Origin of the sequence: Parapusillimonas sp. JC17 (genome assembly GCF_052180245.1) — a bacterium.
In the GTDB taxonomy this organism is placed as follows: Bacteria; Pseudomonadota; Gammaproteobacteria; order Burkholderiales; family Burkholderiaceae_B; genus Parapusillimonas.
Map to the genome: position 1 here is coordinate 1,057,279 of NZ_CP197474.1, position 20,098 is coordinate 1,077,376.

16 protein-coding genes, 1 rRNA gene and 1 other RNA gene are annotated in these 20,098 nt (G+C 62.9%); 16 read left to right on the plus strand and 2 right to left on the minus strand.

The features are described from left to right. The first annotated feature begins 211 nt into the window (after nucleotides 1–211). Both rrf and ACSBPU_RS05140 read left to right on the plus strand, forming a co-directional pair. Nucleotides 212–324, plus strand: a 5S ribosomal RNA gene (rrf, locus tag ACSBPU_RS05135). 260 nt (nucleotides 325–584) lie between these two features. Beyond that, a complete protein-coding gene (locus ACSBPU_RS05140; RefSeq protein WP_442596165.1) occupies nucleotides 585–947 on the plus strand; it encodes a DUF4870 family protein in 363 nt (120 codons plus the stop codon). A 92-nt stretch (nucleotides 948–1,039) separates the two neighbouring features. Here the strand turns inward: ACSBPU_RS05140 and ACSBPU_RS05145 are convergent, their stop codons facing one another. Continuing rightward, entirely contained in the window at nucleotides 1,040–1,312 is a 273-nt protein-coding gene (locus ACSBPU_RS05145) for an SWIB/MDM2 domain-containing protein (protein WP_180067598.1), read from the minus strand. Between the two features lie 202 nt (nucleotides 1,313–1,514). Between ACSBPU_RS05145 and ACSBPU_RS05150 the strand changes: the two genes are divergently transcribed. Both ACSBPU_RS05150 and pyrC read left to right on the plus strand, forming a co-directional pair. Then, nucleotides 1,515–2,714, plus strand: a complete 1,200-nt coding sequence (locus ACSBPU_RS05150; protein ID WP_442596167.1) for a M20 aminoacylase family protein — start codon at nucleotides 1,515–1,517, stop codon at nucleotides 2,712–2,714. Nucleotides 2,715–2,750: 36 nt separating this feature from the next. After that, nucleotides 2,751–3,866 carry a dihydroorotase gene (pyrC, locus tag ACSBPU_RS05155; RefSeq protein ID WP_442596169.1) on the plus strand — a complete coding sequence of 372 codons (1,116 nt, stop codon included), beginning with the start codon at nucleotides 2,751–2,753 and terminating at the stop codon, nucleotides 3,864–3,866. A gap of 62 nt (nucleotides 3,867–3,928) precedes the next feature. Here pyrC and ACSBPU_RS05160 read toward each other — a convergent pair whose 3' ends face one another. Then, nucleotides 3,929–5,734 (minus strand): ATP-binding cassette domain-containing protein, encoded by a 1,806-nt coding sequence (locus ACSBPU_RS05160; RefSeq protein ID WP_442596171.1) that lies wholly within the window; start codon nucleotides 5,732–5,734, stop codon nucleotides 3,929–3,931. Nucleotides 5,735–5,797: 63 nt separating this feature from the next. On the opposite strand from ACSBPU_RS05160, the gene rnpB reads away from it, so the two are divergent. The 12 genes from rnpB (at nucleotide 5,798) to ACSBPU_RS05220 (ending at nucleotide 20,092) form a co-directional block, all read left to right on the plus strand. Further along, nucleotides 5,798–6,213, plus strand: an RNA gene (gene rnpB, locus ACSBPU_RS05165) — RNase P RNA component class A. Between the two features lie 254 nt (nucleotides 6,214–6,467). After that, entirely contained in the window at nucleotides 6,468–6,896 is a 429-nt protein-coding gene (mraZ, locus tag ACSBPU_RS05170) for a division/cell wall cluster transcriptional repressor MraZ (protein ID WP_180067602.1), read from the plus strand. A gap of 6 nt (nucleotides 6,897–6,902) precedes the next feature. Continuing rightward, nucleotides 6,903–7,973 (plus strand): 16S rRNA (cytosine(1402)-N(4))-methyltransferase RsmH, encoded by a 1,071-nt coding sequence (rsmH, locus tag ACSBPU_RS05175; protein WP_442596173.1) that lies wholly within the window; start codon nucleotides 6,903–6,905, stop codon nucleotides 7,971–7,973. Then, nucleotides 7,973–8,269: a cell division protein FtsL gene (ftsL, locus tag ACSBPU_RS05180; protein WP_442596175.1), complete on the plus strand. Its 297-nt coding sequence runs from the start codon at nucleotides 7,973–7,975 to the stop codon at nucleotides 8,267–8,269. Before rsmH ends, ftsL begins: the two co-directional genes overlap by 1 nt. After that, nucleotides 8,266–10,002 carry a peptidoglycan D,D-transpeptidase FtsI family protein gene (locus tag ACSBPU_RS05185; RefSeq protein WP_442596177.1) on the plus strand — a complete coding sequence of 579 codons (1,737 nt, stop codon included), beginning with the start codon at nucleotides 8,266–8,268 and terminating at the stop codon, nucleotides 10,000–10,002. The genes ftsL and ACSBPU_RS05185 overlap by 4 nt, the downstream gene beginning before the upstream one ends. After that, nucleotides 9,999–12,797: a bifunctional UDP-N-acetylmuramoyl-L-alanyl-D-glutamate--2,6-diaminopimelate ligase MurE/UDP-N-acetylmuramoyl-tripeptide--D-alanyl-D-alanine ligase MurF gene (murF, locus tag ACSBPU_RS05190; protein WP_442596179.1), complete on the plus strand. Its 2,799-nt coding sequence runs from the start codon at nucleotides 9,999–10,001 to the stop codon at nucleotides 12,795–12,797. The genes ACSBPU_RS05185 and murF overlap by 4 nt, the downstream gene beginning before the upstream one ends. Beyond that, the gene (gene mraY / locus ACSBPU_RS05195; RefSeq protein ID WP_180067607.1) at nucleotides 12,787–13,959 is read left to right on the plus strand and encodes a phospho-N-acetylmuramoyl-pentapeptide-transferase; all 1,173 of its coding nucleotides are present in this window, start codon (nucleotides 12,787–12,789) and stop codon (nucleotides 13,957–13,959) included. The genes murF and mraY overlap by 11 nt, the downstream gene beginning before the upstream one ends. After that, nucleotides 13,956–15,485: a UDP-N-acetylmuramoyl-L-alanine--D-glutamate ligase gene (murD, locus tag ACSBPU_RS05200; protein ID WP_442596182.1), complete on the plus strand. Its 1,530-nt coding sequence runs from the start codon at nucleotides 13,956–13,958 to the stop codon at nucleotides 15,483–15,485. The genes mraY and murD overlap by 4 nt, the downstream gene beginning before the upstream one ends. Beyond that, a complete protein-coding gene (ftsW, locus tag ACSBPU_RS05205) occupies nucleotides 15,482–16,675 on the plus strand; it encodes a putative lipid II flippase FtsW (protein ID WP_442596184.1) in 1,194 nt (397 codons plus the stop codon). Before murD ends, ftsW begins: the two co-directional genes overlap by 4 nt. Beyond that, complete coding sequence (gene murG / locus ACSBPU_RS05210) at nucleotides 16,672–17,745, plus strand: undecaprenyldiphospho-muramoylpentapeptide beta-N-acetylglucosaminyltransferase (RefSeq protein WP_442596186.1); 1,074 nt, start codon at nucleotides 16,672–16,674, stop codon at nucleotides 17,743–17,745. The genes ftsW and murG overlap by 4 nt, the downstream gene beginning before the upstream one ends. Then, the gene (murC, locus tag ACSBPU_RS05215) at nucleotides 17,742–19,148 is read left to right on the plus strand and encodes a UDP-N-acetylmuramate--L-alanine ligase (RefSeq protein WP_442596188.1); all 1,407 of its coding nucleotides are present in this window, start codon (nucleotides 17,742–17,744) and stop codon (nucleotides 19,146–19,148) included. The genes murG and murC overlap by 4 nt, the downstream gene beginning before the upstream one ends. Further along, the gene (locus ACSBPU_RS05220) at nucleotides 19,145–20,092 is read left to right on the plus strand and encodes a D-alanine--D-alanine ligase (RefSeq protein WP_442596190.1); all 948 of its coding nucleotides are present in this window, start codon (nucleotides 19,145–19,147) and stop codon (nucleotides 20,090–20,092) included. Before murC ends, ACSBPU_RS05220 begins: the two co-directional genes overlap by 4 nt. Nucleotides 20,093–20,098: the final 6 nt, after the last annotated feature.

Genomic DNA, 20,098 nt, shown 5'->3' on the forward strand with positions numbered 1-20,098 from the left:
TTCAAGTGCCGTTCAAACAAAGTGAAAGTCGCTGCCCCAAAAAACAGGGCAGCGCACAGGCTGAGCTAAGAAGCTCGGTACCCATCGCAACCCGCGAACCAAAAGAACACACCCCAATTACTTGTTGCTGTCTTGCCCCAGGCAAGACAGGGCTTCTACCAGATTGGCTCATGGCCCGCCCTTCAAGAACGGGCCCGAGCACCCAGTTACGCTTGACGACCATAGCAAGGTGGTCCCACGCCTTCCCATCCCGAACAGGACCGTGAAACGCCTTTGCGCCGATGATAGTGGACGTACGTCTGTGAAAGTAGGTCATCGTCAGGCTCTTATTGCCAAAACCCCCTAGCGCCCAGCGCTCGGGGGTTTTTCTTTTAGGGGTCAGACCCCGGATGGGGTCTGACCCCAAGCCCGCCACGCAGGAGCAGCTCAAGCCGGGGCGTCTGCTTCAGGGGGTCAGACCCCGTGCGGGGTCTGACCCCTGCACCGGGTCGGCGCCATGGACATGACCAAAACAGGAAGTCGAGTAAAATAGGCCCTCGGCGTTCGCCGGTTGCTTATTTTTCTTGTTTCTCCGGAGGTTTTGTATGACCCAGGCGTATCCGCCAGAGGACGGCACTGGCTTGTCCATGCGTAATCTTACGCATCTTATCTACGGGCTTTTTGCGTTGGGCCTATTGAGCGCCGGCTTCTTTGGCGTAGCCACCATCGCCGCAGTCGTGTTGGCGTATCTGAAGCGGGGCGACGCGGCCGGAACCTTGTATGCGGCCCATTTCGATTGGGTGATCAAGACTTTCTGGTGGGGCCTGCTCTGGATCGTCATCAGCGCGATATTCACGTTTATCTTTATTGGCTGGGTCACCGGCCTCATCGCCATCGTCTGGATCGTCTATCGGATCATCAAAGGGTGGCTGGCCTTGTTCTCGGCGCAATCGCCCTTGGCCGACTGATACTTACAACACGGTCGTACAAAAAAACGCTGCCCGGGTTCAGGACCTCGGCAGCGTTTTTTCAGCTCTTACCGGAGCGACGCGCTGGGCGTTTATTTCAGGTGCCCGCTGACCAGCTTGGTCAATTCGAACATGGAAACCTGGTCTTTGCCGAACAGCGGACGCAATTTGTCGTCGGCATTGATATTGCGGCGGTTCTTGGGATCTTGAAGATCATGCTTCTTGATGTAGTCCCAGATTTTCTTGGTAACTTCGGTGCGGGGCACTGCCTCGGGCCCGATGATGGCGGCCAGCGTTGCGCTGGGAGTGAGCGGCTTCATGAACGCAGCATTGGGTTTGCGCGCGGATTTCTCGGTTGTTGCCATAGAAAAGGGCTCCTGTCTGATAGTTGATAAAAACGTTCCCCCGCAGCATAACGTGAGAACCCTCGAAAGACAAAACAAAAAGTGCACAAGAGTATGTCTGGCGTAGGGCTATGGGTGGCTGCGCAGTACGTGTTTCCTTATGGTAATGTTTTATTTTAACCAGTGCCGGAACGAGCGCTGCCTGCCCAGGAGACATAATCCGATGTACGCCAAGAGTGTGTTCGAGTCCATCAGCCGCTTCCATGACGAGCTGACCGCCATCCGACAGGACATCCATGCCCACCCCGAACTTGGCTTCCAGGAGCAGCGCACGTCGGCGATCGTTGCCAATGCGCTGACGGCCTTGGGTTATCAGGTGCATCGGAATGTCGGCAAGACCGGAGTGGTGGGTGTCCTGGAGGGCCTGCGCAATACCAGCGGCCGCAGCTTAGGCCTGCGGGCCGACATGGACGCCCTGCCCATCGTCGAACAGGGGGATGCCGCACACGCGTCGCGCCATCACGGCGTCATGCACGCCTGTGGCCACGATGGCCACACAACAGTGTTGCTCGGGGCGGCGCGCTATCTCGCCGAAACACGCAACTTCGATGGCAAGGTCGTCCTGATCTTCCAGCCTGCCGAAGAAGGCCTGGGCGGGGCGCAGGCCATGCTCGACGAGGGCTTGTTCGACCGCTTCCCTTGCGATGCGATTTACGGCTTGCACAACTGGCCCGGCTTGCCTCCGGGCGTGATCGGTGTGAACCCGGGGCCCATGATGGCCGCCGCCGACCATTTCGACATCCACATCGAGGGGCGTGGCGGCCATGGCGCGCACGCCTATCAAACCAACGATCCGATCGTGATCGCCGCGCAGCTCATTACCGCGCTGCAGACCATCGTGTCTCGCAACGTGCCGGCGCCCGACTCGGCGGTGGTGACGGTGGCTGCGGTGCATGCTGGCAATCTGCAGGCCATGAACGTGATTCCCCGCGATGCGCGGATGGTGGGAACGGTCAGGACCTTCAATCCGGTCATCCAGGAGCAGGTGATCCAGCGCATGCAGGAGATCATCGACGGCATGGCGGCCGTCTTCAAGGCAAAGATCACCTTCAACTATCACAAGCTCTTTCCGGCCACGATCAACACACCGGAGCACGCGCGTTTCGTGGCAGAAGTGGCCACGGAGCTCTTTGGTGAAGACAAGGTCATCCCGAACCTGACGCCTTCGATGGGCTCGGAGGACTTTTCCTTCATGCTCCAGCACCGCCCGGGCGCGTATTTCCGCCTGGGGCAAGGTGGAGCCGAGGCTGGACGCGTACTGCATAGCGCCACTTTCGATTTCAACGACGCCGTCATTCCGGTGGGCAGCGCCATGTTCGTGCGCCTGGTCGAACGCAGCATGCCTCTCGCATCCGGGTCATAATGCGGGTTTACTTTCTCCGGTCAGTGAATTTTTCCTATGATTGATGCCAATCAGACATTAACCATCGTCCGTCCGGACGATTGGCACCTGCATTTGCGCGACGGCGCGGTGCTGGGGTCCGTCATCGCCGACACCGCGCGGCAGTTTTCACGCGCGATCATCATGCCCAATCTGAAGCCGCCCGTGACGACGCCGGAGCTGGCTGCGGCGTATCGTGACCGCATTTACGCGGCGCTCAGGGCGGCAGGCATGAGCGATGACGATTTCACGCCGCTCATGACGCTGTATCTCACGGACAACACCCGTGTCGAAGACGTGCAGCGCGCGCGGGAATCGGGCTTCGTGCATGGGATCAAGCTGTATCCCGCCGGAGCCACCACCAACTCCGATGCGGGAGTCACCGATCTGCTGGGGCGTTGCGGCGCCGCGCTCGAAGCCATGCAGCGCTGTGGGATGCCTTTGCTGGTGCATGGCGAGGTCACGGATCCCGACGTCGATCTTTTCGACCGCGAGGCGGTTTTCATCGATCGCGTCATGATCCCTCTGCGCAAGGCCTTCCCCGAACTGAAGGTGGTGTTCGAGCACCTGACGAGCCGCCAGGGCGTCGATTACGTGCGCGAAGCCGCCGGCCCCATTGCGGCGACGATCACTGCCCATCATCTGCTCTACAACCGCAATGCCATCTTTCAGGGCGGCATAAGGCCCCACTGGTATTGTCTTCCCGTACTCAAAAGAGAGCAGCATCGGCAGGCATTGCTCGATGCCGCGACCAGCGGTTCGGGCCGCTTCTTCCTGGGCACCGACAGCGCGCCGCACCCAAGAGGACTCAAAGAGCATGCATGCGGCTGTGCCGGTTGCTATACCGCCTTGCACGCGATGGAGCTATACGCCACCGCATTCGATTCGGTCGGTAAGCTGGATCGGCTCGAAGCCTTCGCCAGCAGGAACGGGCCGGCATTCTACGGCTTGCCGATCAATAGCGGTACTCTTGCGCTGCAGCGCGGCAACTATCCGATCCCGCTCGAACTGCCGATGGCGGACTCGACCGTCGTGCCGCTGGCGGCGGGCGAAACGCTGGCCTGGAAGGTGGTGGGGTCAGACCCAGTAGGGGCGGTGTTGGGGTCAGACCCCATACGGGGTCTGACCCCTTAACTTGCAGGGTCAGACCCCGCATGGGGTCTGACCCTTGCGCAGCAATGGGGGTCTGACCCTATTCAAGCACCGTCGCTGCGCTTTTCTTCCAGCGCTTCCCAGCGGGCGAACAGCGCTTCCAGCTGTTCGTCGATCTCGTGCAGCTGCTTGTTGATGTCATCGACTTCTTCGGGCGCGTCACGGTACAGGCTGCCGTCGGAAAGACGGGCTGTCAGTTCGGCCTGGTCGCGTTCAAGCACGGCGATCCGGTCGGGCAGTTCGTCAAGTTCCCGCAGTTCCCATGATGTGATGCGACCCGCCTTGGCGGGTTTTGGGCGGGCCTGTGCAGTCGGCTCTTTCTTGCGCGGTTTGTCGGATTCGGCCGCCTGCGCTGCGGGCCTTTGCGCCAGCCATTCATCGTAGCCCCCCACGTATTCGCCCCAGTTGCCATTGCCTTCGGAGGCAATGGTCTGGGTGACGACGTTGTTTAGGAATTCCCGATCGTGGCTGACGAGCAGCACGGTGCCGGGGTAGTCCTGGAGCAGTTCTTCCAGCAGCTCCAGGGTTTCGATATCCAGGTCGTTGGTCGGCTCGTCGAGCACCAGAACGTTGGTTGGCCGGGCGAACATGCGGGCCAGCACCAATCTTGCGCGCTCGCCGCCGGAAAGGCTATGAACGGGAGACTGCGCCCTGGCGGGCGGGAACAGGAAATCCTCGAGATAGCTCATGACATGCTTGCGCTGGTCCCCGATCTCGACCCATTCGCTGCCCGGGTTGATGGTATCGGCCAGCGTGGCGTTCTCGTCGAGCTGGGAGCGCATCTGATCGAAGTAGCCCACGGTCAGATTGGTGCCCAGGCGCACGGTGCCCGAGGTGGGCTGCAATTTGCCAAGGATGATTTTCAGCAAGGTGGTCTTGCCCGACCCGTTGGGCCCGATGAAACCGATCCGGTCCTTGCGCATGATGACCGTGGAAAAGTCCCGGACGATCACGCGTTCGCCATACTGATGCGAGACATTCTGGAGTTCTGCCACCAGCTTGCCCGAGCGTTGTCCTTCCGCGATGGCGAGGCTGACATTGCCTTGTCGTTCGCGGCGCGCGGTCCGCTCGCGACGTAATTGCTCCAGCCGGCGTACCCGGCCTTCGTTGCGGGTGCGTCGCGCCTCGACGCCTTTGCGGATCCAGACCTCTTCCTGTGCAAGGAACTTGTCGAACTTGGCGTTCTGCTGCTTCTCGGCTTCCAGCGTTTCGGCTTTACGCTGCTGCCACTGAGAGAAATTTCCGGGAAAGCTGTACAGGGTGCCACGGTCGAGTTCGACGACGCGCGTCGCCACGGCGTCCAGGAAGCGTCGATCGTGCGTAATGATGACGACGCTGCAGCGGGCGCTCTGCAGCAGGCCCTCCAGCCACGCTATACCGTCGAAATCCAGATGGTTGGTGGGCTCGTCCAGCAGCAGAAGGTCTGGCTCATCGGCCAGCGCGCGCGCGAGTGCCACGCGCTTGCGCATTCCCCCCGACAGGCCCTCGATGGGCAGGTCGGGAGCAAGGCCCAACTGCTCGATCAGCGCGCCAGCTCTGGCGGGACGCTGCCAGTCTTCGGTTTCCGCGTAATTGCCGCAGAGCGCCTCCAGCACCGTGGAGTGGCCGTCCAGTTCCGGCTCTTGCTCCACCGTTGCGATCCTGAGGCCGCTGCTGCGCATGATTTCACCGTCGTCCGGCGCCGTGCGGCCGTCGAGTACCTTGAGCAGGGATGATTTTCCCGCGCCATTGCGGCCGATGAGACCGATGCGCTCTCCGGGCTGGATGGTGAAGTCGGCGTGGTCGAGCAGCGGATGATGCCCATAGGCGAGCTGTACGCCGCTGAGCGTGATGAGAGTAGGGGCAGCCATGCAAAAACCGATATTAGTCAATTCAATGGAAGCCCCTATTGTCGCAGGTTACAATGCAGCTGTGAGGCAGGCTGGGCAATCGCGGCGCCGCAAGGCGTCGAGGAAGGTCCGGACTCCATAGAGCGGGATAGCGGCTAACGGCCGTCCGGCGAGGCGCGCGCAATTCGTTGCGGCGCCGGGCCGAGGAATAGGGCCACAGAGACGAGTCTGCGGCGAGGGCGCGCAATTGCGCGCACCGGCATGGCCATCTCCATGCCGCGCGGCCGGGAGACCGGTCGCGGCGCAGCAGGGTGAAACGCGGCAACCTCTATCCGGAGCAACATCAAATAGGCATGCGACTGGCCTGCGGGCCAACAGGGCGGCTCGCCCGAGCATGCGGGTAGATGGCTAGAGCCCGGCAGCAATGCCGGGCCCAGAGGAATGATTGCCCGCCAGGCTCGCCTGGTGTACAGAATCCGGCCTACAGGCCTGTCTCACTCTTTGCCAGGCTTCGGCCAATGGTTAGTAAATGCAAAGTCCGGCGCCGCCGCCCAGGCGGCGTTATCACAAAGGACTTTCACATCCCCATCCAATTTCTTGATTTTTCTGGACATTTTTTTTTGCGCTCTCTTGAAAGGCAGCGCTAAGTGCTTGTTGTAATTGAAAAAATTGCAACTTTGCGCTTGACCGCTTGCAATCGTTCCCGTAGAGTGGGGAAAAGTAGGATTTTGTGCAAAAAAGTGGGGAAGAAATCTTGTTCCAGGGAAGCAGCGCTCTCACGTTGGATGCCAAAGGTCGGATCTCGATTCCGACCCGGCACCGTGACGCGCTCGTGTCTCAGGTCGAAGGTCGCCTTACCCTTACCCGCCATCCCGATGGCTGCCTCCTGGTGTACCCGCGCAATGTGTGGGAAAAGAAGCGCGAGCAGATCGCGAATTTCCCGATGGGCGCGCGCCCGCTGCAGCGCTTGCTGCTCGGTAATGCACAGGATGTGGAAATGGATGGCTCCGGCCGCATTCTGATTGCGCCGGAACTTCGGACGGCGGCCGGGCTGGTTCGTGAAGCCATGCTGCTCGGCATGGGTAGCCATTTTGAGTTGTGGGATTGTGCGGAATGGGCCCGCCGCGAGGCGGAAGACCTAGCCAAAGGCATGGCCGAGGTCATGGATCAGTTTTCGTTCTAAATCAATATGGCGTTTTCACATCGATCCGTGCTGCTGCAGCCTACGGTCCAAGCCCTCGTTGATCCCGATTTCGGTGTCCGGGGCAAAGGCGGAAAGGCTGTCGATGCCGAACATGCGCCCGCAAAGGGCATTTATGTGGACGGCACGTTCGGGCGGGGCGGACACAGCAGGTATTTGTTGTCGCAGCTCGATCCGCAATCGACGCTGGTGGTGTTCGACAAGGATCCGGAAGCCATTGAGGCAGCCCGGGCATTGCAGCAAGAGGACGATAGGGTCGTGGTCGTGCACGGTGGTTTTGGCAGCATGCCGGACGCGCTGGCCGACCTCGGAATAGGGCAAGTGCAGGGCGTCATGCTGGACCTGGGTATTTCTTCACCGCAGATCGATGACGCACGCAGGGGATTTTCGTTCATGCGCGAGGGCCCCCTGGATATGCGAATGGATACGAGCCGCGGTCCGACCGCAGCGGAATGGCTGGCGGAAGTCAGCGTCGAGGAATTAAAGGAGGTCATAGCTAAATATGGCGAAGAACGGTTTGCTTTCCAGATTGCAAAGGCGGTTGTTGCTCGCCGCGAATCCCGCCCGCTGCGCACAACGCTCGACCTCGCCGAGCTCATCGCCGGTGTCGTCCGTACGCGCGAAAAGGGTCAACACCCGGCCACTCGCAGCTTTCAAGCTATACGGATTCACATCAATCAAGAGCTCGAAGAACTCGCGCTCGCCCTCGCGGCAGTTCTGAAAGTATTGGCTCCAGGAGGACGCTTGGCGGTGATCAGCTTCCATTCTCTAGAAGACCGCATGGTCAAGCAATGCATCGCCGCAGCCGCCAGGCCCGCTGCGGCGCATGCTCGCTTGCCCATCCTGGAGAAGGACATGCCGCAACCCATACTCAGCTCGCTGGGCCGCATCCTGCCCACCGACGACGAGGCGCAGGATAACGTCCGCGCGCGTTCCGCCGTGCTGCGCGTGGCGGAACGCACCAGCACTCCCTTGCCCGACGACCAAGGCGCGTCCTTCATCAACGCCATGGGCCTGGTCGGCAGGACGGCCACGCGCGGCAAGAAGAGGCACCGGTAATGGGACGCCTCAGCCTCTTCTTCGCAATGGTCCTCATGCTTTCCGCGCTGTCGCTCGTGACAGCGCGTTTTCAGTCCCGGCAGCTGTTCATCGAGGTCGACCGCCTGGTGGACCGCGCTCGTGAACTCGATACCGATTGGCGCCGCCTGCAGCTCGAAAGGGCTGAACTCGCGCGCAATGCGCGCATCGACGGCATGGCGAGGGAAGAGCTTCATATGAACACCACGTCGCCGGACCGGACCATCTATGTCACGGGCGGCGCATCCAACGGGACGGCCAGGGAGGAAAGGCGATGAAACGCGTTCGTTTCTTCGATAGTCCGGTCCTCAATGTGCAAATGCCGTTGTGGCGTTCGCGCCTGGTGCTGGTCCTGCTGATCCTGGGGTTTGTCGCGCTTGCGGGCAAGGCCCTGCATCTTCAGGGATTGTCCACGGAGTTCCTGCAGCAGCAAGGGGAAAGGCGGTACGAGCGCACACTGGTCCTGCCCGCGACGCGCGGCAAGATATTCGACCGCAGCGGTTCGGTCGTCATGGCGTCCAGCGTGCCCGTGCGAGCCATCTGGGCCATACCCGAGGACACGCGGAACGCAACGGACGCGCAGTTGGGCAAGCTTGGCGACTTGTTGGGCATGTCCGTCAAGGACATCAGGAGCCGTCTGGTGGACGAGGAGAAATCCTTTGTGTACATCAAGCGCCAGGTCTCCATCGATATTGCCGATCAGATCCGCGACATGAAGGTGCCCGGTTTCCACCAGCAATCGGAAATGCGGCGCTTTTATCCGGAAGGCGAGATCGCCGCCCATGTCATCGGCTTCACCAATATCGAGGACAAGGGCATCGAAGGCGTGGAGCTCGCGTTCAACGAGGAGCTTTCCGGCAAGCCCGGCTCGCGCCGCGTCATCAAGGACAGGCTGGGACGCGTGGTAGAAGACGTGCAGGCCATCGTTCCTCCCGTGAACGGACAGGATTTGAAGCTTTCGATCGACAGCGGGCTGCAGTTCGACACCTATACGGCGTTGAAGAAGGGCTTGACTGAACACAAGGCCAAGGCCGGCGCGGGAATAGTGATAGACGTGCAGACGGGCGAGGTGCTGGCGCTCGTGAACCTGCCCACTTATGACCCCAATGACCGCGACGATCGCAAGGGCCAGGCGCTGCGCAACCGGGCGATTACCGACACTTTCGAGCCGGGCTCCATCATGAAGCCCTTCACGGTGGCGCTGGCGCTCGATATCCAGCGCATCACCACGTCGACGCTGTTCGACACCGGCAATGGCCAGTACCGGTACCAGGGCTCGACCATATCCGACGTCAGCCGCAACGGCACGCTGAACGCCGCGGGTATACTGCGTCGGTCGAGTAATATCGGCATGACCATGATTTCCGAGAAACTGACGTCTCAGGAAATGTGGAACAAATTCACGGAACTGGGTTTCGGTCGCGCCCCACAGGCCAATTTCCCTGGCGTGGCGTCCGGACGGCTGCGCCCTTGGGAGCGCTGGCGTCCGATCGAGCGGGCGACCATGGCCTATGGCTATGGTTTGTCGGTATCGCTGCTGCAGATCGCCCATGCCTTCACCACTTTCGCCAGGGACGGGGACATGGTCTCCCTGACTTTGCTGAAACGGGAAGGCAGGCCGACGAGCGTGCAGGTGTATTCGCCCAAGGTGTCGCACCAGATCCGCGAGATGCTCGAAGCAGCTGCAGGTCCTGACGGCGCCAAGCTCGCGCAGGTGCAGGGCTACCGGGTGGCCGGCAAGAGCGGCACGGCACGCAAGATCGTCAACGGAAAGTACAGCACGTCGCTGTATCGCAGCTCCTTCGTGGGCTTTGCGCCGGTTTCCAATCCGCGTATCGTCGTTGCGATCAGCATCGACGAGCCGCATTCCAATGGTTATTACGGCGGCCGGGTGGCCGCTCCCGTATTTGCTGATGTGGTCGCCAGCAGCTTGCGTCGTATGGGTGTACAGCCAGATGCCCCTATTGAATCGCTGGTTGCATTGGGCGCCGAGAGAGAGGTGGCGCAATGAACGCCCGAGATATTCTTACCTGGCTGAGTCGGCACGTCGCCCCCGGGGCGAATCTGTGCCTGGACACCCGGCAATTGACTGCCGGTGACGTGTTTTTCGCCTGCCCCGGCCTTGCCAGCGACGGGCGCGCATATATTGAACAGGCTGTGCGGCAAGGCGCCGCGGCCATCGTCGCGCATGCGCCGCAAGACTCCCCCGGCGGCGCCGTTCACGCATCGGTTCCGGTGCTGGAGGTCGAAGACTTGCCGGAACTGCTGGGACAGCTCGCGCACCGCTGGTATGGCGAACCGTCCAGTGCGATGTCCGTGGTGGCCCTGACCGGCACCAACGGCAAGACCAGCTGCGTCCAGTGGCTGGCCAGCGCCTTGAATACAGACGGCGTTCCTTGCGGCACCATCGGCACGCTGGGCGTAACTCTAGCGGACGGCACCAATCTTGGCGGCGCCTTGACCACGCCGGATGTCCTGACCATGCATCGCAGCCTGGCCGCCATGCGCAAGGCGGGCGTCCAAGTGGTGGCCATCGAGGCGTCGTCCATCGGGCTGACGCAGGGCCGGCTGGACCATGTGCAGATCCAGATCGCCGGCTTCACCAACCTCACGCACGATCACCTCGACTACCACCACAGCATGGAGGAGTACAAGGCCGCCAAGTTCCGGCTCTTCGATTGGCCGGGGCTGCGCTGCTCGGTGATCAATCTGGACGATGCCGCCGGCGAAGAGCTGGCGGGACTCCTGCCTGCTTCCTCGGTAGCGGGCTATTCCGTACGGAACCATCCCCAGGCCGCGTTGCGTGCCCAGGATATCCAGGCTGGGCCGTATGGGCTGGTTTTCAATCTCGTGACACCCGAAGGCACAGCGCAGATGCTGACGCGCCTGGTGGGCGAGCACAACGTATCCAATCTGCTTCAGGTCGCCGGCGTCCTGCGCGACATGGGCTGGGACTTGCAGCGCATCGCCAGGGTCCTGGGCGGCTTGACCTCGGTCGAAGGGCGCCTGCAGGTCGTTGAAGCGCCGGAGTCCATCAAGACCGGTGTCGGCTGCCCCATGGTGGTGGTCGACTACGCCCACACCCCGGACGCACTGGAGCGCGCGCTGCGGGCCTTGCGCGACATCGCCTCCGCGCGCGGCGGCAAGCTGGTCTGCGTATTCGGCTGCGGCGGCAGCCGGGACAGCAGCAAGCGTCCGGTCATGGGCCGCATTGCGGCGGAACACGCTGACGCCGTGATCCTCACCAGCGATAATCCGCGCAGTGAAGACCCTGCCGGGATTGCCGCGCAGATCATCGCGGGCATGCCGCAAGCGCCCCAGGTGGACCTGGACCGCGCCAGCGCGATTCTTTCCGTCATATGGGGCGCGTCTTCCGACGATGTGGTGCTGATTGCGGGCAAGGGCCACGAGACCTACCAGGAAACACAGGGTGTCCGGGTGCCGTTCGACGATCGGGAATGGGCGCGGTTCGCCTTGTCCTGGAAGCAGGGGCTGGTCATTTCCACCGACACGCGCAGCCTGGCGCCGGGACAGCTGTTCGTGGCGATCAGGGGCGACACTTTCGACGGGCACGATTATCTCGAAGCGGCCCGCGCCGCGGGCGCATGTGCGGCGGTGGTGGAACGCAAGCAGCCTGAAATCGGCATGCAGCAGTTCGAACTGGGCGACACCCGGCAGGCGCTGATACGCATCAGCACGGTCTGGCGCCGCCAGTTCGGCATCCCGGCCATCGCGGTGGCGGGCAGCAACGGCAAGACGACCACCAAAGAAATGATTGCTTCCATCCTGCGGCACTGGCTCGGTGAAGAGTGCAGCCTGGCGACGCGGGGCAATCTGAACAACGACATCGGCGTGCCGCTCACCGTGCTGCGTCTGACAGCCCGGCACGAAGCGGCGGTTATCGAACTCGGAATGAATCATCCGGGCGAAATCGCGGTCGTGGCAGCGGTCGCTCAGCCGACCGTCGCGCTGGTGAACAACGCCCAACGCGAGCACCAGGAATTCCTGCATACCGTCGAAGCCGTCGCCCGCGAGAACGGCTCGGTGTTCGATGCGCTGCCCAAGGATGGCACGGCGGTGTTTCCAGGAGACGATACCTATACGGCGTTCTGGACGAAGCAGGCGGCCGGGCGGAAAACCCTGCGTTTTGGCTTCGAACGCGGATTCGACGTGTATGCGGACCAGATTCATGTCGAGTCCGACCGGACCTCGTTCCAGATTCATACGCCCGCCGGAGCCGCGGGCATCACATTGGCGGCCCCCGGGGTGCACAATCTTCGCAATGCGCTTGCCGCAGCTGCGTGCACGCTTGCCGCCGGCGCGCCGCTGCAAGCGGTGGCGCAAGGTCTGGAAGCCTTCCATCCGGTCAGGGGACGCATGCAGCCCCGGCCGATGGCCGGCGGTTTCCAGCTCATCGACGACACCTATAACGCCAATCCCGATTCGGTCCGCGCCGCCATCGACGTGCTGGCGCAGCTCAAAGGAAAAAAAGTGCTGGTGCTCGGCGACATGGGCGAGCTGGGCGCCGACAGCCATGCGCTGCATGCCGAAGTGGGCGGCTATGCCAAAGACCGGGGTATCGACGCCTTGCTGGTCCATGGCGTCGCCTGCGTTCACGCTGCCCGCGCATTCGGGGCACAGGCCTTTGTCTTCGAGTCGCTGGACGAGTTGCTGCGCGGTATTGCACCATGGATGCCGGCCCATGTGCTCGTGAAAGGTTCGCGCAGTGCGCGCATGGAACGGGTCGTAGCCGCCCTGGCGGAACAGGCGCCCAGGAGCGCGGAAGGGGGGCACCATGCTGCTTGAGCTTGCGCGTTGGCTGTCAGATTCCCATATCCGCGCGTTCGGCGTCTTCGAGTACATCACGTTCCGTGCCGTGCTGGCTTGCGGCACGGCGCTGCTCATCGGCCTGTTCGCGGGTCCAGCCGTCATCCGCAAGCTGACCGAACTGAAGATCGGCCAGGCGGTGCGCAGCTATGGCCCGCAGTCGCATCTTCAGAAGAACGGCACGCCGACCATGGGCGGCGCGCTGATTCTCATCGCGATCGGCGTCAGCACCCTGATGTGGGCGGACTGGACCAATCGTTTTGTCTGGGTGGTACTGCTCGTCACCTTCGGATTCGGCTGGATAGGCTGGGCCGACGATTACAAGAAAGTCGTGCACCGGGATCCGGAGGGCATGTCGTCGCGCCGCAAGTTCTTCTGGCAGGCCTTGATCGGCATCGTGGCATCGCTCTATCTGACATTCGCGGTGTCGGCGCCCGCCAATGCCGACCTATGGCCCTTGTTCCGCGACTGGGTGTTGAGCGGCTTCACCATGCCCTTGCCCACCAGGGCCGATCTCATCGTGCCTTTTTTCAAGAGCGTCAGCTATCCGCTGGGCGTATTCGGCTTCGTCGCGCTGACATGGCTGGTCATCGTCGGATCGAGCAATGCGGTGAACCTGACGGACGGCCTGGACGGCCTGGCCATCATGCCGACCGTCATGGTGGGAAGTGCGCTGGGCATCTTCGCCTATGTGGTCGGGCGTGTCGACTATTCCAAATACCTGCTCTTTCCCTACATACCGGGCGCCGCCGAACTGATGGTCCTGTGCGCGGCCATTGCGGGAGCGGGGCTGGCGTTCTTGTGGTTCAACGCGTATCCGGCACAGGTTTTCATGGGCGACGTCGGCGCGCTTGCGCTGGGTGGCGCGCTCGGCACGATTGCCGTCATCGTGCGCCAGGAAATCGTCCTTTTCATCATGGGTGGGGTTTTCGTGGTGGAGACCCTGTCGGTGATGGTGCAGGTGGCCTGGTTCAAGTACACCAAAAAGCGCTACGGCGAAGGGCGGCGCATTTTCCGGATGGCTCCCCTGCATCACCATTTCGAAGTGACGGGATGGAAGGAGACGCAGGTCGTGGTGCGTTTCTGGATCATCAGCATGATGCTGGTATTGATTGGCTTGGCGAGCTTGAAATTACGATGACGACGATGACTTTCCCCTCGGTGCGCACGGATGGCCTGACCCTGATACTGGGTCTGGGCGAGACGGGTGTCGCGGCGGCGCGCTGGTGCGCGCAGCATGGGGCGGGGCTGCGTGTACTGGACACCCGCGAGGCGCCGGGCGGCTTGGGCGTGATGCAAGCGGAGCTGGACGCGGCGCGCGTCGACTATCGTCTGGGACGGGACGGCTTCGAAGCAAGCGCGCTGCAGGATGTGCACACCATCGTACTCAGTCCCGGACTGGCACCCGGCCAGGAGCCGCTGCGTTCCTTCCTGGAAATGGCCCGCGCCAGACAGATAGAAGTCGTCGGCGAAATCGAACTGTTTGCACGGGCGCTGGCGGATATGGCCGGCCAAGGATACCAGCCCAGGGTACTGGCGGTGACCGGCACGAACGGGAAGACCACCGTCACCGCCATGACGCGGCGTCTGCTGGAGGCGAGCGGCCTGAGCGCGCGCGTGGCGGGCAATATCAGTCCGGCCGCGCTCGATGCATTGCGTGACGCCTTGGCCGCGAACGCCTTGCCTGACGTCTGGGTGCTGGAGCTTTCCAGCTTCCAGCTCGAGGCCGTCTACAGCTTGAAGGTCCACGCGGGCGTTGTGCTCAATGTCACGCAAGACCATCTGGACTGGCATGGTTCCATGCAGGCTTATGCGGCGGCCAAGGCACGCCTGGTCGGCATGGCCGAAACCATGATCGTCAATCGGGATGACGAGCGCACCGTGGCCATGGTGGCAGATATCGGGGCGCGCAATGTGCGCAGTTTCGGCCGGAATGCGCCCGTGCTGGAAGGGGACATGGGCATGGACGCGAGCGACGGCATCGTGTGGCTGGCCGCCTCGGAGGCCCAGGATTTCGACTTGCCGGCGGTGGCGCCCAAGCGCGGCAAGAAAGCGGTCGAGCTGCCTCGCGAGCCCGGCCGCACACGGCGCCTGATGCCCGCCGACGCGTTGCGGATACGCGGGCAGCACAATGCCCTCAATGCGCTGGCGGCATTGGCGCTGGCGCGCTGCCTGGGCCTGGGCTGGGCCGGATTACTGAACGGTGTGCGCGAATACGCCGGCGAACCGCATCGAACCGAGTTCGTGCGCAGCATCGGCGGTGTCGATTTCGTCAACGACAGCAAGGGAACGAACGTCGGTGCGACGGTGGCCGCGCTCGAAGGAATGGATGAGCGCGTGGTGCTGATCGCCGGCGGGCAGGGCAAGGGACAGGACTTTTCCCCCTTGGCCCATGCGGTGCGGGGGCACGCAGGCGCCGTCGTGCTGTTCGGTCAGGACGCAGGCCTCATCGAGGCAGCGCTGGCCGGCGCCGGTATTCCACTCGAGCGCGTGGATAGCCTGCGCGCAGCGGTGGAACGCGGCTTCGAGTTGGCCGAAGAAGGCGACACCGTGCTGCTTTCGCCGGCTTGCGCGAGCCTCGATATGTTTCCCAACTATAAAGTCCGCGGTGAACGTTTCGTGGACGAGGTCAACGAACTCGCATTGAGTCGGGGAGAGGTCGCATGAGTCTGTTTGCCGATCTTTCATCAGGCGTCAATGCAGTCAGGCCCGGACGCACCACCATGCCCAGCGTGGACGTGTCGGTGGTGATCGCCGCCAGCACGCTTGTCCTGTTCGGTTTGCTGATGGTGTATTCGGCTTCCATCGCGCTGGCCGACGGGCCGCGCTACGAGAGCTACGGCCGGTACTATTTTGTGATCCGCCATGGCCTGTTCATCGCGGTGGGCGTGCTGGCGGCCTTGTTTGCGTTCAATGTGCCCATGAAAGTCTGGGCCAAGCTGGCCGTCCCCTTGTTCCTGTTTTGCCTCGTGCTCCTGGTGGTCGTGCTGGTGCCCGGCATCGGACGCGAAGTCAATGGCGCACGCCGTTGGCTGCCGCTCGGTCCCGTCAATTTCCAGCCTTCCGAACTGATGAAGGTGGCAGTGCTGCTGTACGCCGCGGATTACACAGTGCGCAAGCAGGAGCACATGCAGAACTTCCTGCGCGGCTTCCTGCCCATGGCGGTTGCACTCACCGTCGTCGGCATGGTCCTGCTGCTGGAACCCGACCTGGGCGCGTTCATGGTAATTGTCGCCATTGCGGTCGGCATACTTTTCATCGGGGGCATCAACGGCAAGCTGTTCTCCACGCTGCTCGCCATTCTCATCGGCAGCTTTCTGGTCCTGATCTGGCTGTCGCCGTGGCGTCGCGAGCGCTTGTTCGTTTACCTGGATCCATGGAATCCCGACAATGCCTATGGCAGCGCCTACCAGCTTTCCCATTCGCTCATCGCGCTGGGACGCGGAGAGTGGTTCGGCGTCGGGCTGGGAGCGAGCGTCGAAAAGCTGCATTACCTGCCGGAAGCCCATACCGACTTCATCGTCGCGGTGATCGGCGAAGAGCTCGGTTTCGTGGGGTTGATGTTCCTCATCATGTTGTTCTTCTTCATCGTGTGGCGCGGTTTCGAAATCGGCCGCCAGGCGATCGCCATGGACCGCATATTCAATGGACTGGTCGCCCAGGGCGTGGCCCTGTGGTTCGGCGTGCAGTCCTTCATCAACATGGGCGTGTGCCTGGGCCTGCTGCCGACGAAGGGTCTGACGCTGCCCATGGTCAGCTACGGAGGCAGCGGCATCGTGATGAATCTCGTGGCCATGGCCCTGCTGCTGCGTGTGGATTATGAAAACCGCAACCTCATGCGGGGGAAACGCACATGACGGCGCCGACATTGCTCATCATGGCGGGCGGCACCGGCGGGCACATCATGCCGGGATTGGCGGTCGCCCACGAAATGACGGCGCGCGGCTGGAAAGTCCTGTGGCTGGGACATCCCGAACGCATGGAGGGCCGTCTGGTGCCGCCGCAGGGATTCGATCTGCTGCCGCTGCGTTTCGCCGGCTTGCGGGGTAAAGGCCCGGCGGCATTGTTCAAGCTGCCGTTCACGCTGACGCGCGCCTGCCTGCAGGCCAACCGGCTGCTCGCCCGGCATCGGCCCGATGTCGTATTGGGCATGGGCGGCTATGTGGCTTTTCCCGGTGGGCTGATGGCCGCGGCGCGGCGCATCCCTGTCGTGGTCCACGAGCAGAACGCCGTGGCCGGAACGGCGAACCGTTGGCTGGCGCGGCTGGCAAGCAAGGTGCTGGTTGGGTTCCCGGGCGCGCTGCCCGGCGCGATCATGGTCGGCAACCCGGTGCGGCGGCCGTTTACCGGCGCACCGCCGGCGGCCGAGCGCTATGCCGGGCGGACAGGCCCCTTGCGCATGCTGGTCGTGGGCGGGAGCCTGGGCGCTTCCATCCTGAACCGGATCGTGCCGGAAGCCCTGGCTCTTCTGCCCGAAAGCGCGCGGCCCATCGTCACGCACCAGTCGGGCGAGCAGCATCTGGCTGCGTTGCGCGCCGCTTACGAGAAAGCCGGCGTGTCCGCCGACTGCCATGCTTTCATCGACGACATGGCGGCCGCCATGTCGCAGGCGGACATCGTGATCTGCCGCGCGGGCGCCATGGCCGTGGCCGAGGTCGCCGCGATCGGAGTGGCGGCGCTGTTCATTCCGCTGCCACACGCCATCGACGATCATCAGACCGCCAATGCCCGCTATCTGAGCGATTGCGAGGGCGGCTGGCTGAAGAAGCAGTCCGACCTGGATCCGCAATGGCTCGCGGGTTGGCTGGGTGGCATCACAAGAGAACAACTGGCGCGGGTTGCGGCGCATGCGCATGAGCATGCCAGCCCGCACGCGACGGCACACATCGCCGACGCATGCGAACAAGTCGCCAGGAGGCCGGCATGAAGCATCGAATTCAAAGCATACATTTTGTTGGCATCGGCGGCTCCGGCATGAGCGGCATCGCCGAAGTCCTGTTGAACCTGGGTTATTCCATCAGCGGCTCCGATATTCAGGAATCCGCGGTGACGCGCAGGCTTTCCAGCCTGGGCGCCCGCGTGACCATCGGCCATCACGCTGACAACATCAAGGGCGTGGGCGCCCTGGTCACGTCCACGGCGGTATCGGGCGACAACCCCGAAGTCCTGGCAGCCCGGGCGGCACGCGTCCCCGTCGTGCCCCGGGCGTTGATGCTGGCGGAGCTCATGCGCCTGAAGCGCGGCATCGCGGTGGCCGGCACGCACGGCAAGACGACCACCACCAGCCTGGTGGCCAGCGTTCTGGCCGGCGGCGGGCTGGATCCCACCTTCGTGATCGGCGGACGACTGAACTCCGCGGGCGCAAACGCGCGGCTGGGCCAGGGGGATTTCATCGTGGTCGAGGCGGACGAATCCGACGCGTCCTTCCTCAATCTGTTGCCGGTAATGGCAATCGTCACCAATATCGACGTCGACCACATGGACACGTACGGGCATGACGTCGCGCGCCTGAAGAGCGCCTTCATCGAATTCACCCAGCGGCTGCCGTTCTACGGCACTGCCGTGCTGTGCAGCGACGATGCGAATGTACGGGAAATCATTCCTTTCGTTTCCCGGCCGGTCACTACCTACGGCATCGACAGCGATGCGCAGGTCCGGGCGCATAATCTGCGTGCGGAAGGCACGCGCATGCGTTTCGACGTCGAGCGCCAGGGCGCCGCAGGCGCGCTGCCTCCCATGTCGGTTACCCTGAACCTGCCGGGCCGGCACAACGTTCTGAACGCGCTTGCAACCATCGCCGTCGCAACGGAACTGGGGGTAAGCGACGAATCGATCGCGGCGTCGCTGCTGGCATTCAATGGCGTGGGGCGCCGCTTTACACACGTAGGCGAATTCAGCGTGACGCAGGCCAGGGGCGGCGGCACATTCACCGTGATCGACGATTATGGCCACCACCCCGTTGAAATGGCCGCCACGCTGGCAGCGGCCCGCGGCGCCTGGCCGGACCGCCGCATCGTCCTGGCTTTTCAGCCGCATCGCTACACGCGCACCCGGGATTGCTTCGAGGATTTCGTCCGTGTGCTGGGCCAGGCCGACGCCGTCCTGCTGACGGAGGTCTACGCCGCCGGCGAGGCGCCGCTGATCGCCGCCGACGGGCGCGCGCTGGCGCGGGCGTTGCGCGTCGCCGGAAAGGTCGAACCTGTCTTTGTGGAAGGCGTGGCCGATCTGCCGGCGGCGATCCGCGATTTCGCATGTGACCAGGACGTGGTGATCGTAATGGGGGCGGGCTCGATCAGCCGGGTTCCCGCGCAATTGGGAGAAGGATCATGAGCTCGAATCTTGGCCGTGTCGGCGTGTTGTATGGCGGTCATTCTGCCGAGCGCGAAGTATCGCTGATGTCGGGGCAGGGGGTGCACGATGCGCTGCGCAGCAAGGGCATAGACGCGCATCTGTTCGATACCGGGCGCTATACGCTGGTGGACCTGATCAATGCCGGCTTCGACCGTGTCTTCATCGCACTGCATGGGCGTTACGGCGAAGACGGCACGCTGCAGGGCGCGCTGGAGTTGCTGCACCTGCCCTATACCGGAAGCGGAACCCTGGCTTCCAGCCTTGCCATGAACAAGATCATGACGAAGAAGGTATGGCTGCAGCATGGCCTGCCCACGCCCGCATACATGGTCATGGACGCGGAAACGTCGGTTGACGAATTGATCGATGCATTGGGGCTTCCCTTGATCATCAAGCCCCCGCATGAAGGATCCACGCTGGGCATCACCAAGGTGACCACGCGCGAAGAAGTCGCCGCGGCGTATCGTTTGGCGGCCTCATACGACGAGCAGGTGCTTGCGGAACAGTTCATCAAGGGCCGCGAGCTTACCGTGCCCGTGCTGGGGTCCGGGGCTTCGGCCCGCGCGCTGCCGGTCATCGAGATCGTGGCGCCCGACGGCAACTACGATTATGAACACAAGTACATATCGAACGATACGCAGTACGTCTGCCCGGCAGAGTTGCCGGCCGAGCTGAGCGCCGAGCTTGCACGCCTTTCCGAAGAGGCTTACCGGGCGCTCGAATGCGAGGGCTGGGGGCGGGCCGACTTCATGCTCGATGAATCGGGCAAGCCGTGGTTGCTGGAAATGAATACCTCGCCAGGCATGACCAGCCATTCCCTGGTACCGATGGGCGCGAAGGCGGCGGGCATGAGCTACGCCGATCTGTGCGTGGAGATTCTCTCCAGCGCGTCCTGCAAAGTCCATTCACCTTCCGTAGCCTGACAAGGA